The following is a 15,691-nucleotide window of genomic DNA, read 5'->3' as shown; positions in this document are numbered from 1 at the left end:
TTGCCTTCCCTCGGTAACTGACTTTTTCATCAGTAGGTTATGTAATGAGTACAGATAAGTTATACGTAGATAAAGAGCTCAGCTGGCTTTCCTTCAATGAACGTGTTTTACAAGAGGCGCTTGATAAGCACGTCCCCCTCATCGAACGCATTCGATTTCTTGGTATATTTTCCAATAACTTAGATGAATTTTACAAGGTTCGATTTGCCGATGTGAAGCGTCGAATCTTGATTAACCAAGAACGAGGGAAAGACGACGGGGCCAAAGAGCTGTTGAGTAAGATGCAGTCAAAAGCACTTAAGCTCAACTATGCGTTTGAAGAGCTCTATAGCGAACTTCTGTTAGAAATGGCTCGCCGCAGGATATTCTTGGTCAATGAGCACCAACTGACAGAAAAGCAGCAGAAGTGGATTCGTAAGTACTTCATGCAACAGGTACTTCCTCACACCACACCTATCCTATTCAACGATGAAAAAGACGTCCTGCAATTTCTCAAGGACGAATACGCTTACCTAAGTGTAGAAATGAAGAAAGGTGAAGATGTCACCTACGCCTTGGTCGAGATCCCAACGGATCAACTGCCGCGCTTTGTCATGGTGCCAGAGCAAAAAGGCCAACGAAAAAAAACCATTATCTTAGTCGATAACATCATTCGCTACTGTCTTGACGATATCTTCCGCGGCTTCTTTGACTACGATGAGCTTAACTGTTACTCAATGAAAATGACTCGCGATGCAGAGTACGACTTGACCAACGAGGTCGAGCATAGTTTGCTTGAGCAAATGTCAGAAGGTTTAAGCCAGCGGCTCACCGCCATGCCAGTGCGTTTTGTGTATGAACACGATATGCCACAACCTATGCTGCAATTTTTGTGCAGCAAACTCAAAATATCAGATTACGATAGCTTGATGCCGGGCGGACGATACCATAACTTCAAAGACTTCATCGGCTTCCCAAATGTCGGACGCGAATACTTGGAAAACAAACCACTACCGCCAATTCGTTGTGCTGACTTTGAGTATTATGACAACGCCTTTGAAGCGATAAAAAACCGTGACATATTGCTCTACTACCCATACCACACCTTTGATCATATGGCGGAATTTGTTCGTCAGGCCTCCTTTGATCCTAAAGTGTTGACCATCAAGATCAACATCTACCGAGTGGCAAAAAACTCGCGTCTGATGAATTCTCTCATCGATGCGGTGAACAACGGCAAACGTGTGACTGTGGTGGTTGAGCTACAGGCTCGTTTTGATGAAGAGGCGAATATAGAGTGGTCGCGTATTCTTACTGACGCAGGCGTGCGGGTTATCTTTGGCGCTCCAGGTCTAAAGATTCACTCTAAGCTATTGATGGTTGCACGCCGAGGTGAAGACGGTGACGTAGAGCGCTATGTGCACATTGGTACGGGTAACTTCCACGAGAAAACCGCACGTATCTATACCGACTTTGCCCTATTTACCGCCAATCCAGAAATTGCGGCGGAAGTACGCAGCGTATTTGAATATATCGAAAACCCATATCGTCCGGTCAAGTTCAATCATCTGATCGTCTCACCGCGTAATTCGCGTCAGCGCCTTTATCGCCTGATTGACAATGAAATTGTAAACGCCAAAGCCGGTAAAAAAGCGGGGATCACCCTGAAAGTAAACAACTTAGTCGATAAGGGACTGATCAGTAAGCTATATGGTGCGAGTACCGCTGGCGTGAAGATCCGTATGATCATCCGAGGTATGTGCACTCTGGTCCCTGGTGTTGAAGGGGTCAGTGACAATATCAGCATCATCAGTATCGTTGACCGATTTTTGGAGCACCCACGCGTGCTGATCACTGAAAATGACGGTGACCCTCAAGTATACATCTCGTCAGCTGACTGGATGACCCGAAATATCGATAACCGAATTGAGGTAGGAGCCCCTATCCTCGACCCTCGGCTTAAACAGAGAATCATCGATTTGGTCGACGTCCATTTCATCGACACAGTCAAAGCTCGAGTCATTGACGCCGAGATGTCTAACAACTATGTGAAACGTGGTAATCGCAAAAAAATTCGCTCTCAAGTAGAGATTTACGACATTATCAAGCATATTGAAAAGCAGGAACGTAAAAAACTACAACAAGGCGAGTGATGGAATCTACTCATCGTGATATCGCAGCCATCGATCTAGGCTCGAACAGTTTTCACATGGTGGTGGCTAAAGTAGTAGGCCCCGACTTACAACTTGTCAGCCGACACAAACAGCGAGTCAGGCTAGCCTCCGGGCTAGATAAGCATGGAAATCTAGACCACGCTGCCATGCAGCGCGGCCTAGATTGTCTCGCCATGTTTGCTGAACGCCTGCAAGGTTTCGAGCCCGAAAGTGTTCGTATCGCAGCTACCCATACCTTAAGGCAAGCACAAAATGCCCACCTTTTCGTCCAACGTGCCCAAGAAGTTCTGCCTTATCCTATTGAGATAATCTCAGGGCTTGAGGAAGGGCGCCTTATTTATGTAGGCGTGGCTCATACGCAACCTGAGTCGGACAAAAAACTGGTGATCGATATTGGTGGTGGAAGTACTGAGATGATCATTGGCTGCGGCTTTGAGCCAAAGCTGGTCAATAGTAAGCAGATGGGCTGCGTCAGCTTCACCAATAAGTATTTCGTCAATGGCAAGCTTTCTGAACGCAATTTTGCCAAAGCAGAACTAGCCGCCGAGCAAAAACTGGAGTCACTGGAAAGAAGCTATCGTAAAGCGGGTTGGGATGCAGCTCTTGGCTCTTCAGGCACCATCAAAGCGATTAGAGAAGTACTGATAGGTCTTGGCTATGAAGATGGGCTGATCACTCTCAAACGATTAAGAGCGTTGATTGAAGAGCTGTGCCAATTTAAGTCCATTGATGATATTGAACTGGCAGGCTTAGCCGAAGAGAGAAAACCTGTTTTTGCCGCAGGTGTTGCAATCCTGACTGCTATTGTAGAAACCTTGAAAATTGAAAGCTTGCAGTTCTCTGCCGGCGCTTTACGAGAAGGGCTGCTGTATGAAATGGAAGAGCGTTTCGAGCGTTCTGACATTCGTATGCGTACGACAGAAAACTTAGCGCAAAAACATCATGTCGACCTAAACCACGCCAGCAATATTCGAGTTCAAGCTGAAAACTTCTACAAGCAACTCAAAGATCAAAACGAAATAAAGGCGAGTAAAGAGCTAAAATCCCTACTCGGCTGGACAGCATTGTTGCATGAAGTAGGTTTGAGCATCAGTTATCAGGGCTTTCACCGCCATTCAGAATATATTTTGCGTAACACCAACATGCCAGGGTTTAACCGCGAACAGCAAGAAGTGCTCGCCACTGTGGCCAGGTTTCAGCGTAAGGCGCTAAAACTTAAAGAGATGCCGGAGCTGACTCTGTTCAAGTCTCGTCATATTATTGCTCTGATCCGCATATTACGCTTATCAATATTGCTAAACGGTCAACGCAGTGACGAGAGCTTGCCAGAGATCACACTTAACTGTGTCGATAAAGATCACTGGCAATTGAGCTGTAAAGAAGACCCACAATGGCTTGAAACAAACAAGCTACTGCAAGCAGACTTGGTTACAGAGCAAGAGTATTGGGATACTGCTGACTGGACACTTAGCTTCTAAAGATGCCAATGAAGAATGTAGGTCTAAGGGGTAAGACCTACTTTTGCTAATTCTTGACTCGCAAGCTGACTTGAAATCGGCACATAGCCTTCTCTTGCAACCATCTCCTGTCCTTGCTTTGAAAATACAAAACGTAAAAACTCCGATTCAAGCCGACTTAGCGGTTTGATCGGGTGTTTATTGACGTAAATATATAGGTAGCGAGACAGCGGGTATTTGCCCGAAATGATATTGGCTTGTGTCGCTTCGACATAGTGCTCTCCGCGCTTAGCAATGGGCAGCAGTTTCGCATCTGATACCTGAAAACCCACACCAGAGTATCCAATTGAGTTCACTGACGAAGCTACCGACTGTACCACGGATGCAGACCCTGGCTGTTCATTCACATTGCGCTTGAAATCTCCATTACACAACGCATTTTGCTTAAAGAAACCATAAGTCCCAGACACCGAGTTACGGCCGAACATCACCATGCGGCGCTTACCCCATGTCTGCTTGATGCCCAGTTGCTGCCAGGTATCAACACCTGAATCGGCTCCGCAACGCAATGTTGCTGAGAATATGCTGTCAATCTGTTGGAAGTTTAACCCTTGGATTGGGTTGTCTTTATGCACAAAAATCCCAATCGCATCGATAGCTACTTTTAGCTCGGTCGGCTTATAACCATGACGGCGCTCAAAAGCTTCAATTTCGCGCATACGCATCGCACGGCTCATTGGCCCCAATTGCGCAGTACCCTCGGTCAGTGCGGGTGCAGCAGTTGAAGAGCCCGTGGCTTGTACCTGAATATTGACCGCCGGGTTAATATGCGAGAACGCTTCTGCCCACAAGGTGACCAAACTACCAAAAGTGTCAGAACCCATCGACGACAAGTTGCCAGAAACGCGCTGATTAGGTTGGTAGTCCGCCAAAGGCTCCTCGCCCATCGCAAAGCAACTCACAGATAACAGCAATGACAGAAACAGGCTCTTTCGCATCAACTTACGACCAATCGTTTAGGTAATGTGAACTTAAAGCAACTGCCTTGGCCTACCTCACTCTCGATCTCCAAATGAGAGTCGTGATGGCTTAGTGCGTGCTTAACAATTGCCAGTCCCAATCCACTGCCTCCCGTTTCACGAGAACGAGCTTTGTCGACACGATAGAATCGCTCAGTCAGACGATGGATATGTTGAGGCTCAATGCCATCACCGGTATCACTTACTGCTAACAGAGCACCATCTGCACTCTCTTTCCATATCACTTTCACGTCACTGCCATCAGGCGTGTATTTCACTGCGTTATATACCAAATTCGAGATTGCGCTGCGCAGTTGATCTTCATCACCAAACACCTTGAGTGAATGGTCCACATCAAATGTAAATTGATGATTTGACTCTCCGCTTAATGTCAGCGCCTCTTTTTCCAACACATCGAGCATAGCGGGCACATTCACGACTTCTTCCAGTTCATGCATCGGCGAAGCTTCGATCTTCGACAGCGTTAGCAGTTGGTTGACCAAACTATTCATACGATTGAGCTGCTCGGTCATCACGCCGTGTGCTTTACCCCACATTGGGCCTACCAGCATCTCAGGGTCTTGAGTCATCTCAAGGTAACCTTGTAGCACCGTCATTGGAGTGCGCAGTTCATGGGATACATTAGCGAAGAAGTTTCGACGCATGCCCTCAAGCTGTTTTAGCTGAGTAACGTCACGGACTACCATCAAGTGCTCGCCTTGAGTATAAGGAACAATACGTAGCTCAAGCATACGCTCCACATTAAGCGGAGAATGCATTTCAAGCGGCTCAGAAAAGTCTTGCTTGGCAAGATACTTGATGAAATCTGGAGTACGGATCAGGTTGGAGATAGGTTGCCCCGCATCATCGGGCCAACGAAATCCTAATAAATGTTGAGCGAGCTTATTACACCAAACGATATTGCCTTCCGCACGGAACACCACCACCGCATCAGGCAAAGATTCTGCACCGTTACGGAAACGACGAATGAGATTGGTCAGCTCTTTACGCTTCTTACGTTGGCGCTGCTGAATACGGTAAATACCGTTAAACAGGGATTCCCACTGGGCATTGCCCGAAGGCGGCGTCAGACGCTTGTCGTCCCACAACCATGTGGATAAACGCACCTGGTTATGTAATTGCCAAAAAAGCTGTAACACCGTGGCGATAAGTAACGTCCACGGCATGACATCAAAGATAAATCCACACACCACCCATGGCGTGTAAAAAAAAGCTAGCGACCACGCTAGCCTTTTCCAAGTTAATCGCTCAATCATTGAATTTGCGAGCAGCCTCCATTAAGCACGTGTCGAGAAGCGGTATCCAGCACCACGTACTGTCTGGATAAGCTTATCGTGGCCAGCGCCTTCAAGTGCTTTGCGCAAGCGACGAATATGAACATCGACCGTGCGGTCTTCAACATAAACGTTCGTGCCCCAAACGTTGTTCAGCAATTGTTCTCGGCTATAAACACGCTCTTGGTGTGTCATAAAGAAATGCAACATTTTGAACTCGGTTGGTCCCATGTCGACTGGTGCTTCATTTGCCATCACTCGATGCGAAACTGGGTCAAGCTTAAGCCCTTGTACATCAATTACATCTTCAAGTGCTGTTGGAGTCACGCGGCGAATAACTGCTTTCAAGCGAGCTATCAGCTCTTTAGGAGAAAAAGGCTTAGTGATGTAATCATCTGCTCCAGCTTCTAGGCCGCGTACCTTATCTTCTTCTTCGCCACGTGCAGTGAGCATCACAACAGGAATGTTACGAGTCAACTCTTCACGCTTGAGGTGCTTGATAAAGTTAATGCCTGAGCCGCCAGGTAGCATCCAATCTAACAGAATAAGATCTGGATAGGGTTCACAAAGTTTGCTGACCGCAGTGTCGTAATCTTCTGCTTCGACAGCTTGGTAACCTTTCTGCTCAAGAACAAAACACAGCATCTCACGGATTGGTGCTTCATCCTCAACAACCAGAATCCTTCTAGACATAATTGCAGTACCTTTAATGTTAATCTACGCAAAGCATTATCTTGAACAATTATGACACTTTTGTGACTTCTGAAAACAATTTTTAATATAAGTTTCTCCGCAACTTCATTGTCTTTTCATTGGTTTTTTCCACTTCGCTCTAGGCATCCGACCCAAAAATCCCCTATTATGCTGCCTTCATTTTTCAGATTTAAGAGTAGCGCCATGTGGTTTAAAAATTGCCTCGTTTACCGCTTTAACCGTGATATTGAATTCAAAGCAGACCAACTAGAAACGCAACTGCAAGAGTTCCGCTTTACCCCGTGTGGTAGTCAAGATAAGCAAAAATTTGGCTGGACCACTGCAATGGGCAAGCATGGCGATATGATGACCCACGTTTCAGAGGGCCGCATTCTTATCTGTGCTAAGAAAGAAGAGAAGATGTTGCCTGCATCAGTGATTAAAGAATCACTGAATGCCAAGGTCGAAGCGATGGAAGTCGAAGAAGGTCGTCCTTTGAAGAAAAAAGAGAAGGACAACATCAAAGAAGACATTATTGTCGATCTGCTACCGCGTGCGTTTAGTCGTAGCAATGTGACTAATGTGCTGATTCTGCCAGAGCAGGGCTTTATCCTTGTTGATGCAAGCAGCTACAAGAAAGCAGAAGATGTACTCGCACTTTTACGTAAAACCATGGGCAGTCTTCCTGTCATCCCTGCTATTCCTGAACAAGCCGTAGAGAACACACTTACTGAGTGGGTGAAAACGGGTGATACACCGGCAGGCTTTACTCTTCAAGATGAAGCCGAGCTAAAGTCAGTACTTGAAGAGGGCGGTATTATCCGCTGTAAGAAACAAGAGTTGAGCGCAGATGAGATCCAGTCTCATATCGAAGCAGACAAAGTGGTCACCAAACTAGCTATCGATTGGCAAGAACGAATCGAGTTTATTCTCGCCGAAGATGGCAGCATCAAACGCCTTAAATTCAGCGACGAACTAAAAGATCAAAACGAAGATATTCCTCGTGAAGATCCAGCTGCTCGTTTTGATGCCGATTTTTCACTCATGTGCGGTGAGCTAGGCGCTTTCCTACCCAACCTATACCAAGTATTAGGCGGCCTCCCTAACGCAGGCGAATAACCTTCTCAAGAGCGGCTACCCTAGCCGCTCTTTTTAATCCCCCCTTTCCCTTTTACCTTTTCCCCTTTCCCGATTCACTGAAAGTTCTACTTTGCTTTATTCTTACTCATATATGGCGTAAAATCCTCGCCCCGCATCCATTAGGTGGATCCGGACTGACTTGAGATCAGATTTAGAGAAGAAGCAATGACAACTAATACCCCATTTGTACCAGAGCTACTGTCACCGGCAGGCAGCCTGAAAAACATGCGTTATGCATTCGCCTACGGCGCAGATGCTGTTTACGCAGGCCAACCACGTTACAGCCTTCGTGTTCGTAACAATGAGTTCAACCACGAAAACCTAAAAATCGGTATCGATGAAGCTCACGCTCAAGGTAAGAAGCTTTACGTGGTATGTAACATTCAACCGCATAACTCAAAGCTTAAGACTTTCATTCGTGACCTTAAGCCTGTGGTAGAAATGGGTCCTGATGCCCTGATCATGTCTGATCCAGGTCTAATCATGATGGTTCGTGAAGCCTTCCCTGAAATGCCAATCCACCTATCTGTACAAGCTAACGCAGTTAACTGGGCAACGGTAAAATTCTGGGCCGCAAACGGTGTTGAGCGTGTCATCGTATCTCGCGAACTTTCTCTAGAAGAAATTGAAGAGATCCGCGAACACTGCCCAGAAACGGAACTAGAAGTCTTCGTTCACGGCGCACTTTGCATGGCTTATTCTGGTCGCTGCCTACTGTCTGGTTACATCAACAAACGTGACCCAAACCAAGGCACTTGTACTAACGCTTGCCGTTGGGAATACAAAGTAGAGCAAGGTAAAGAGAACGAGACTGGTGATATCGTTGAAGCATTCGACCCGAATGAAGCTCAAGCGGTAGAAGTGCAGGACGAGCGTCCAGAAACCACCATTGGTCGCGGTAAGCCAACCGACGAAGTAGTGCTGCTTTCTGAAAGCCACCGCCCAGATGAAAAAATGGCAGCATTTGAAGACGAGCATGGTACTTACATCATGAACTCGAAAGACCTTCGCGCTATCCAACACGTAGAGCGCCTAACTAAGATGGGTGTTCACTCACTGAAGATCGAAGGCCGTACTAAGTCATTCTACTACTGTGCTCGTACTGCTCAGGTTTACCGTAAAGCCATCGACGATGCTGTTGCTGGTAAACCATTCGATGAGAGCCTAATGACTACTCTTGAGAGCCTTGCTCACCGTGGTTACACCGAAGGCTTCCTGCGTCGTCATACTCATGATGCTTACCAGAACTACGATTACGGTTACTCGGTTTCTGACTCTCAGCAATTTGTTGGTGAGTTCACGGGTAAACGCCGTGGTGATCTTGCTGAAGTTGAAGTGAAAAACAAATTTGTTGTTGGTGATAGCCTTGAGCTAATGACACCACAGGGCAATGTTATCTTTAACCTTGAGAGTATGGAAAACCGTAAGTCTGAAGTTATCGATGATGCCAAAGGCAACGGTCACTTTGTATTTATCCCAGTACCACAGGACGTGGAACTTGATTACGCACTGCTGATGCGTAACCTAAGCACAGGTGAGGATACCCGTAACCCAACTGGCAAATAACCATGGCATTACTGATTAAAAGCAATTGCATTAACTGCGACATGTGTGAGCCTGAATGTCCAAACGAGGCCATCAGCATGGGTGAGGAAATCTATGAGATTGACCCAGCACTATGTACAGAGTGTAAAGGCCACTACGAGAAGCCAACGTGCCAATCAGTATGCCCGATTACAAAGTGCATTATCACGGACCCTGATCACGTGGAGACCGATGAACAGCTCCTAGAGAAGTTTGTGATAATCCAAGGCCTAGCCTAAATAAAAAAGCTCAACTTGTATTAAGTTGAGCTTTTTTTTAACCTGACTTTTCGATTGGGTAGATATTGCAGTACATCTCTTTCTCAAACTGATACTCCAATCGCTCTCGCCAGTTGGCGGCCTTTTTAACTGGCACCAGATAGTAGTTTTCACGAGTAGTATCGGTAACAAACGCCATCTCATGCTGCATTAGCTCGTAATGTACATCGTTGATAAAGTTTGGGTCGAGGCGAAGTCGCCCTGTCAGTTGGATTATATCTTGTCGAGTCATGGTAATTGCACCCGATTCACTGCTAAACCGTTGTAACAGCCACCCTGAAAACTCCTTGGCACATATCATTGTCATGGTCTTATCCTTGATTCGCATCCGATGGATATCAAGCTAGCCATCTTCATCAACTCTGATCACTGTTCACAGTAACCAGCCACTGACTTAACTGTAGCCGATCTATAGCATTTGACATGTATCACAAAAGAGACGGTTTCCGCACGCCATGCTTTACACATGGTAACTGGTTATTTTTGCGCAAGTAAATTAACGCATTGCTTAGGCAAAACCTTTTTGGTTTTCTTAACTTGAGCTTTTTTGTTGTTATCTACTTTGACTGGTGTCGCTGGCTTAGGAGTCGGTTTCCAACTCGCTAATTCACTGCCGCATCCATCACCCTTGGGTGGCGGGTTTTGATTACGGCAGTTTGGGCTATCTTTGGGGCACTTCAAACGAACGTGAAAATGGTAGTGATGACCCCACCAAGGACGCACTTTCCTTAGCCATCGACGCTGCTCTGATTGATCGACTTCACTGTCACATAGCTTTTGTTTAATCACTGGGTGAACAAAAATCCGTGCTACCGATTGCTGCATCGCAGCATAACGGATCAAACCAAAATGCCGCTCATCCCAGCGGGTGTCGACCATTTTATAGTTTTTAAGATCGACTACACTGTATGGATTTGGTGCATTGAGCTCTGTCATCGTTAAGGGGGCATCTGCCAGTTTTAGCCAAATATCGACGTCTAAACCTATTTGGTGGCTCGAATGACCTGAAGAAAAACGCCCACCTCTTGGTAGGGAGATGTCACCAATCAAAATGCGAGTATCGAGCTTAGTTGCTGCTAGCGTAGCCAAATGTTCAATAAAGGAAATTGTTGAAGGATGGCCATAATATCGCCCTGTATTGCTACGCAGAACTTGGTAGCCATGCCCTTGTAAAGGCAACGCTGCTGCGCCATCGAGACAGCCATTGGCATAACTGCCAAAAGCTTGAGTAGGATTTAAGGTGGGAGCAGAGAATTGCTCCCACGAGGTAGCAAAGGATGAGGCTGAAAGTACTAAACTGATCGTTAGAATCCATAACCTCATCATCGTTGCCTTTTATTAATAGTGTTCACCATTATCATAGTAAGCCGCTGGAGTAAGGGCTGTAAAGATAACTGCAACGTCGATATCTTTACCCTTCACACCACGTACTTGCTCAGTGATCACTTGAGCGACTTGACCTTGAACCTCTTGACCACGGTCAAACCAAAGAACTTCTACAAATGGGTATGCCGCACTTGCTTCGCCTTCGTGGAAAAAAGAGGTATGGACAGACTCGATAGTAAAGTCTTCACGTGGACAGTCCATTAAAGGCTGTAGATCATCGATAAGCGTTTTAGATAGCGGCTGAACAAGCTCTGCTTCAACAGCTCGGATACGTAGGTGTGGCATGAGGACCTCATTATTATCGGTAAATGGACACTGCGTTAACGGTAAGCGGCTAACGGGTATATCTTGTAAAGAATTGTAGTTCAACTCATCTACTTCTTTAAACGCTGCGTTTATGGTTCTTCCGATAGCGCCAGCGTCCGTTTACCGCCTACCGAATACACAAAAGCCCCAGCAACTTGCTGAGGCTACAAACGCAAAAAAGCCTCGTCTTTCGACGAGGCTTTCGTGTATGGCAGGGGTGGAGAGATTCGAACTCCCAACACGCGGATTTGGAATCCGCTGCTCTGCCAATTGGAGCTACACCCCTGTAGTTGTTTTAAAGACTTAACTTTGTCTAAATAAGTGGCGGAGTGGACGGGACTCGAACCCGCGACCCCCGGCGTGACAGGCCGGTATTCTAACCAACTGAACTACCACTCCGCACTAAACTGTTACATCCAAAGTCTTACTAATCTAAAATGCTTTGGACTTCAAATTGTTGTTGTAGCGCCGTCAGATTTTGATTTGAGAAGCGCAATGTACGTATGTACATGAGCATCGCAGAATCAAAAGATGCAAGCTACAGCAGCAATTTGTGTTCAAAGCCTGGCGATGTCCTACTCTCACATGGGGAAGCCCCACACTACCATCGGCGCTATTGCGTTTCACTTCTGAGTTCGGCATGGAAATCAGGTGGGTCCACAATGCTATGGTCGCCAAGCAAATTCTGTTTATCGGTAAACGGCCATCGGCATTCGGCCAACGGAGTCTAGCGATAATCATCTGGAAAGCTGTTCTTTGTTCTCACGCCGTCGGCCCTTAGCCGCTCGCCGTTTACCGTCTCTACACATTCAATTCGTTCTTAGCTTTGAGTCCATCAAAACCCCTTGGGTGTTGTATGGTTAAGCCTCACGGGCAATTAGTACAGGTTAGCTCAACGCCTCACAACGCTTACACACCCTGCCTATCAACGTTCTAGTCTCGAACAACCCTTTAGGACACTTAAAGTGCCAGGGAAGACTCATCTCAGGGCTCGCTTCCCGCTTAGATGCTTTCAGCGGTTATCGATTCCGAACTTAGCTACCGGGCAATGCCATTGGCATGACAACCCGAACACCAGAGGTTCGTCCACTCCGGTCCTCTCGTACTAGGAGCAGCCCCCTTCAATCTTCCAACGCCCACGGCAGATAGGGACCGAACTGTCTCACGACGTTCTAAACCCAGCTCGCGTACCACTTTAAATGGCGAACAGCCATACCCTTGGGACCGACTTCAGCCCCAGGATGTGATGAGCCGACATCGAGGTGCCAAACACCGCCGTCGATATGAACTCTTGGGCGGTATCAGCCTGTTATCCCCGGAGTACCTTTTATCCGTTGAGCGATGGCCCTTCCATACAGAACCACCGGATCACTATGACCTGCTTTCGCACCTGCTCGAATTGTCATTCTCGCAGTCAAGCGGGCTTATGCCATTGCACTAACCACACGATGTCCAACCGTGTTTAGCCCACCTTCGTGCTCCTCCGTTACTCTTTGGGAGGAGACCGCCCCAGTCAAACTACCCACCAGGCACTGTCCTCAACCCCGATTAGGGGTCTAAGTTAGAACATCAACACTACAAGGGTGGTATTTCAAGGACGGCTCCACTTGAACTGGCGCCCAAGTTTCAAAGCCTCCCACCTATCCTACACATGTAGGGTCAATGTTCAGTGCCAAGCTGTAGTAAAGGTTCACGGGGTCTTTCCGTCTAGCCGCGGGTACACTGCATCTTCACAGCGATTTCAATTTCACTGAGTCTCGGGTGGAGACAGCGTGGCCATCATTACGCCATTCGTGCAGGTCGGAACTTACCCGACAAGGAATTTCGCTACCTTAGGACCGTTATAGTTACGGCCGCCGTTTACCGGGGCTTCGATCAAGAGCTTCGACTTACGTCTAACCCCATCAATTAACCTTCCGGCACCGGGCAGGCGTCACACCGTATACGTCATCTTACGATTTTGCACAGTGCTGTGTTTTTAATAAACAGTTGCAGCCACCTGGTATCTGCGACTCTCGTTAGCTCCATCCGCAAGGGACTTCACCCACAAGAGCGTACCTTCTCCCGAAGTTACGGTACCATTTTGCCTAGTTCCTTCACCCGAGTTCTCTCAAGCGCCTTGGTATTCTCTACCCGACCACCTGTGTCGGTTTGGGGTACGATTCCTTACAATCTGAAGCTTAGAGGCTTTTCCTGGAAGCATGGCATCAATGACTTCACATCCGTAGATGCTCGACATCGTATCTCAGCGTTAAGAAGAACCGGATTTACCTAATTCTTCCGCCTACGTACTTGAACCTGGACAACCGTCGCCAGGCCCACCTAGCCTTCTCCGTCCCCCCATCGCAATTGTAAGAAGTACGGGAATATTAACCCGTTTCCCATCGACTACGCCTTTCGGCCTCGCCTTAGGGGTCGACTTACCCTGCCCCGATTAACGTTGGACAGGAACCCTTGGTCTTCCGGCGAGGAGGTTTTTCACCCCCTTTATCGTTACTCATGTCAGCATTCGCACTTCTGATACGTCCAGCAGCCCTTACAGACCACCTTCAACCGCTTACAGAACGCTCCCCTACCCCGCATACAAAGTATGCAGCCGCAGCTTCGGTTTACTACTTAGCCCCGTTACATCTTCCGCGCAGGCCGACTCGACCAGTGAGCTATTACGCTTTCTTTAAATGATGGCTGCTTCTAAGCCAACATCCTGGCTGTCTGAGCCTTCCCACATCGTTTCCCACTTAGTAGTAATTTGGGACCTTAGCTGGCGGTCTGGGTTGTTTCCCTCTCCACGACGGACGTTAGCACCCGCCGTGTGTCTCCCGGATAGTACTTACTGGTATTCGGAGTTTGCAAAGGGTTGGTAAGTCGGGATGACCCCCTAGCCTTAACAGTGCTCTACCCCCAGTAGTATTCGTCCGAGGCGCTACCTAAATAGCTTTCGGGGAGAACCAGCTATCTCCAGGTTTGATTGGCCTTTCACCCCTAGCCACAAGTCATCCGCTAATTTTTCAACATTAGTCGGTTCGGTCCTCCAGTTGATGTTACTCAACCTTCAACCTGCCCATGGCTAGATCACCTGGTTTCGGGTCTATATCCAGAGACTACATCGCCCAGTTAAGACTCGGTTTCCCTACGGCTCCCCTAGATGGTTAACCTTGCCACTGAATATAAGTCGCTGACCCATTATACAAAAGGTACGCAGTCACCCCACAAGGAGGCTCCTACTGCTTGTACGTACACGGTTTCAGGTTCTATTTCACTCCCCTCACAGGGGTTCTTTTCGCCTTTCCCTCACGGTACTGGTTCACTATCGGTCAGTCAGTAGTATTTAGCCTTGGAGGATGGTCCCCCCATATTCAGACAGGATATCACGTGTCCCGCCCTACTCGATTTCACTGATGATGCGTCGACAACTACGGGACTATCACCCTGTATCGTTGAACTTTCCAGAACATTCGTCTAACGCATTAAAAGCTTAAGGGCTAATCCAATTTCGCTCGCCGCTACTTTCGGAATCTCGGTTGATTTCTCTTCCTTCGGGTACTTAGATGTTTCAGTTCCCCGAGTTCGCCTCACTAACCTATGTATTCAGTTAATGATGACCGCTTATGCGGCCGGGTTTCCCCATTCAGAAATCCCAGACTCAAATGGTTTTTACTACCTAATCTGGGCTTATCGCAAGTTAATACGTCTTTCATCGCCTCTGACTGCCAAGGCATCCACCGTGTACGCTTAGTCACTTAACCATACAACCCCAAGAGGTTTCGTATGTTCAAACAACCAAGGTTCGTTATCTCATTATTGAATGAGCGAGATAACATTCGATTTTGCCGGACTCAAATTTCCAAGAACACTTAAATGTGTGTTGGTACCTACATCTCTAAGAGATATAGGATTTGAGAACTTTTAATTTGAATAACAACGCATATCTAAAAGATATGGGGATTGTTGTTATTCGTCAGCTTTCCAAATTGTTAAAGAGCAATGTGCATCTCTGCTAATAGATAGCGAAGATAATCACCATTTTTAAAGATTCTTGAGTTAAAAACCCTTAAAGATGGTGGAGCTATGCGGGATCGAACCGCAGACCTCCTGCGTGCAAGGCAGGCGCTCTCCCAGCTGAGCTATAGCCCCATCGTTGGGTAATCTTTTCGTATGCAAGGAAACAAGTGAGGCCGTGTACACTAGTACACAACGAGCTTGTTGACGCCGCAGACGGAAAGATTTGGTGGGTCTGAGTGGACTTGAACCACCGACCTCCCGCTTATCAGGCGAGCGCTCTAACCAGCTGAGCTACAGACCCCCGTTACTAAGTGCAAAGCACTGAGTAAGTCTCTTTACTTTCTAAACCTAATCAATCTGTGTGGACACTAATCAAAG

General features: G+C 47.2%; 11 protein-coding genes, 4 tRNA genes and 2 rRNA genes. 5 read left to right on the top strand and 12 right to left on the bottom strand.

Annotation, left to right across the window (positions count from 1 at the left end):
* The first annotated feature begins 44 nt into the window (after positions 1–44).
* Both ppk1 and ppx read left to right on the top strand, forming a co-directional pair.
* On the top strand, positions 45–2,132 hold the full coding sequence (ppk1, locus tag J4N39_RS02790) for a polyphosphate kinase 1 (RefSeq protein WP_252021704.1): 2,088 nt from the start codon (positions 45–47) through the stop codon (positions 2,130–2,132).
* Positions 2,132–3,631 (top strand): exopolyphosphatase, encoded by a 1,500-nt coding sequence (ppx, locus tag J4N39_RS02785; RefSeq protein ID WP_252021702.1) that lies wholly within the window; start codon positions 2,132–2,134, stop codon positions 3,629–3,631. Before ppk1 ends, ppx begins: the two co-directional genes overlap by 1 nt.
* Positions 3,632–3,654: 23 nt before the next feature.
* Here the strand turns inward: ppx and J4N39_RS02780 are convergent, their stop codons facing one another.
* From J4N39_RS02780 to phoB, 3 genes are read right to left on the bottom strand one after another with little or no spacing between them, the layout of a single operon-like run.
* Positions 3,655–4,608 carry a PstS family phosphate ABC transporter substrate-binding protein gene (locus J4N39_RS02780; protein ID WP_286036826.1) on the bottom strand — a complete coding sequence of 318 codons (954 nt, stop codon included), beginning with the start codon at positions 4,606–4,608 and terminating at the stop codon, positions 3,655–3,657.
* Complete coding sequence (phoR, locus tag J4N39_RS02775; protein WP_252021700.1) at positions 4,608–5,906, bottom strand: phosphate regulon sensor histidine kinase PhoR; 1,299 nt, start codon at positions 5,904–5,906, stop codon at positions 4,608–4,610. The genes J4N39_RS02780 and phoR overlap by 1 nt, the downstream gene beginning before the upstream one ends.
* A gap of 21 nt (positions 5,907–5,927) precedes the next feature.
* Entirely contained in the window at positions 5,928–6,617 is a 690-nt protein-coding gene (gene phoB / locus J4N39_RS02770) for a phosphate regulon transcriptional regulator PhoB (protein WP_252021698.1), read from the bottom strand.
* Between the two features lie 204 nt (positions 6,618–6,821).
* Between phoB and rdgC the strand changes: the two genes are divergently transcribed.
* The 3 genes from rdgC (at position 6,822) to J4N39_RS02755 (ending at position 9,580) form a co-directional block, all read left to right on the top strand.
* Entirely contained in the window at positions 6,822–7,736 is a 915-nt protein-coding gene (gene rdgC, locus J4N39_RS02765; protein WP_252021696.1) for a recombination-associated protein RdgC, read from the top strand.
* A gap of 186 nt (positions 7,737–7,922) precedes the next feature.
* Entirely contained in the window at positions 7,923–9,323 is a 1,401-nt protein-coding gene (trhP, locus tag J4N39_RS02760) for a prephenate-dependent tRNA uridine(34) hydroxylase TrhP (RefSeq protein WP_252021695.1), read from the top strand.
* Between the two features lie 2 nt (positions 9,324–9,325).
* Positions 9,326–9,580 (top strand): YfhL family 4Fe-4S dicluster ferredoxin, encoded by a 255-nt coding sequence (locus tag J4N39_RS02755; RefSeq protein ID WP_252021693.1) that lies wholly within the window; start codon positions 9,326–9,328, stop codon positions 9,578–9,580.
* A gap of 37 nt (positions 9,581–9,617) precedes the next feature.
* Here J4N39_RS02755 and J4N39_RS02750 read toward each other — a convergent pair whose 3' ends face one another.
* From J4N39_RS02750 to J4N39_RS02710, 9 genes are all read right to left on the bottom strand, one after another.
* Complete coding sequence (locus J4N39_RS02750; protein ID WP_252021691.1) at positions 9,618–9,926, bottom strand: hypothetical protein; 309 nt, start codon at positions 9,924–9,926, stop codon at positions 9,618–9,620.
* A gap of 170 nt (positions 9,927–10,096) precedes the next feature.
* Positions 10,097–10,945 (bottom strand): penicillin-insensitive murein endopeptidase, encoded by an 849-nt coding sequence (gene mepA / locus J4N39_RS02745; RefSeq protein WP_503063818.1) that lies wholly within the window; start codon positions 10,943–10,945, stop codon positions 10,097–10,099.
* A gap of 12 nt (positions 10,946–10,957) precedes the next feature.
* Positions 10,958–11,290 carry a DUF1904 domain-containing protein gene (locus J4N39_RS02740; protein WP_252021689.1) on the bottom strand — a complete coding sequence of 111 codons (333 nt, stop codon included), beginning with the start codon at positions 11,288–11,290 and terminating at the stop codon, positions 10,958–10,960.
* A gap of 230 nt (positions 11,291–11,520) precedes the next feature.
* A tRNA-Trp gene (locus J4N39_RS02735) sits at positions 11,521–11,597 on the bottom strand.
* Positions 11,598–11,633: 36 nt separating this feature from the next.
* Positions 11,634–11,710 (bottom strand) — tRNA-Asp (locus J4N39_RS02730).
* Positions 11,711–11,873: 163 nt separating this feature from the next.
* A 5S ribosomal RNA gene (rrf, locus tag J4N39_RS02725) occupies positions 11,874–11,990 on the bottom strand.
* A 177-nt stretch (positions 11,991–12,167) separates the two neighbouring features.
* A 23S ribosomal RNA gene (locus J4N39_RS02720) occupies positions 12,168–15,057 on the bottom strand.
* A 312-nt stretch (positions 15,058–15,369) separates the two neighbouring features.
* A tRNA-Ala gene (locus J4N39_RS02715) sits at positions 15,370–15,445 on the bottom strand.
* A gap of 92 nt (positions 15,446–15,537) precedes the next feature.
* Positions 15,538–15,614: transfer RNA gene (locus J4N39_RS02710), tRNA-Ile, on the bottom strand.
* Positions 15,615–15,691: the final 77 nt, after the last annotated feature.

The sequence above is a fragment of the Vibrio sp. SCSIO 43136 genome, from assembly GCF_023716565.1.
In the GTDB taxonomy this organism is placed as follows: domain Bacteria; phylum Pseudomonadota; class Gammaproteobacteria; order Enterobacterales; family Vibrionaceae; genus Vibrio.
This window is presented reverse-complemented; position numbering and strand designations above follow the sequence as displayed.

Bases quoted from the DNA above. Each gene is read 5' to 3' on its own strand.
- ppk1 (WP_252021704.1), top strand. From the start codon at position 45: ATGAGTACAGATAAGTTATACGTAGATAAAGAGCTCAGCTGGCTTTCC.
- ppx (WP_252021702.1), top strand. From the start codon at position 2,132: ATGGAATCTACTCATCGTGATATCGCAGCCATCGATCTAGGCTCGAAC.
- phoB (WP_252021698.1), bottom strand. From the start codon at position 6,617: ATGTCTAGAAGGATTCTGGTTGTTGAGGATGAAGCACCAATCCGTGAG.
- J4N39_RS02750 (WP_252021691.1), bottom strand. From the start codon at position 9,926: ATGACAATGATATGTGCCAAGGAGTTTTCAGGGTGGCTGTTACAACGG.
- J4N39_RS02755 (WP_252021693.1), top strand. From the start codon at position 9,326: ATGGCATTACTGATTAAAAGCAATTGCATTAACTGCGACATGTGTGAG.
- phoR (WP_252021700.1), bottom strand. From the start codon at position 5,906: ATGATTGAGCGATTAACTTGGAAAAGGCTAGCGTGGTCGCTAGCTTTT.
- J4N39_RS02780 (WP_286036826.1), bottom strand. From the start codon at position 4,608: ATGCGAAAGAGCCTGTTTCTGTCATTGCTGTTATCTGTGAGTTGCTTT.
- mepA (WP_503063818.1), bottom strand. From the start codon at position 10,945: ATGATGAGGTTATGGATTCTAACGATCAGTTTAGTACTTTCAGCCTCA.
- trhP (WP_252021695.1), top strand. From the start codon at position 7,923: ATGACAACTAATACCCCATTTGTACCAGAGCTACTGTCACCGGCAGGC.
- J4N39_RS02740 (WP_252021689.1), bottom strand. From the start codon at position 11,290: ATGCCACACCTACGTATCCGAGCTGTTGAAGCAGAGCTTGTTCAGCCG.
- rdgC (WP_252021696.1), top strand. From the start codon at position 6,822: ATGTGGTTTAAAAATTGCCTCGTTTACCGCTTTAACCGTGATATTGAA.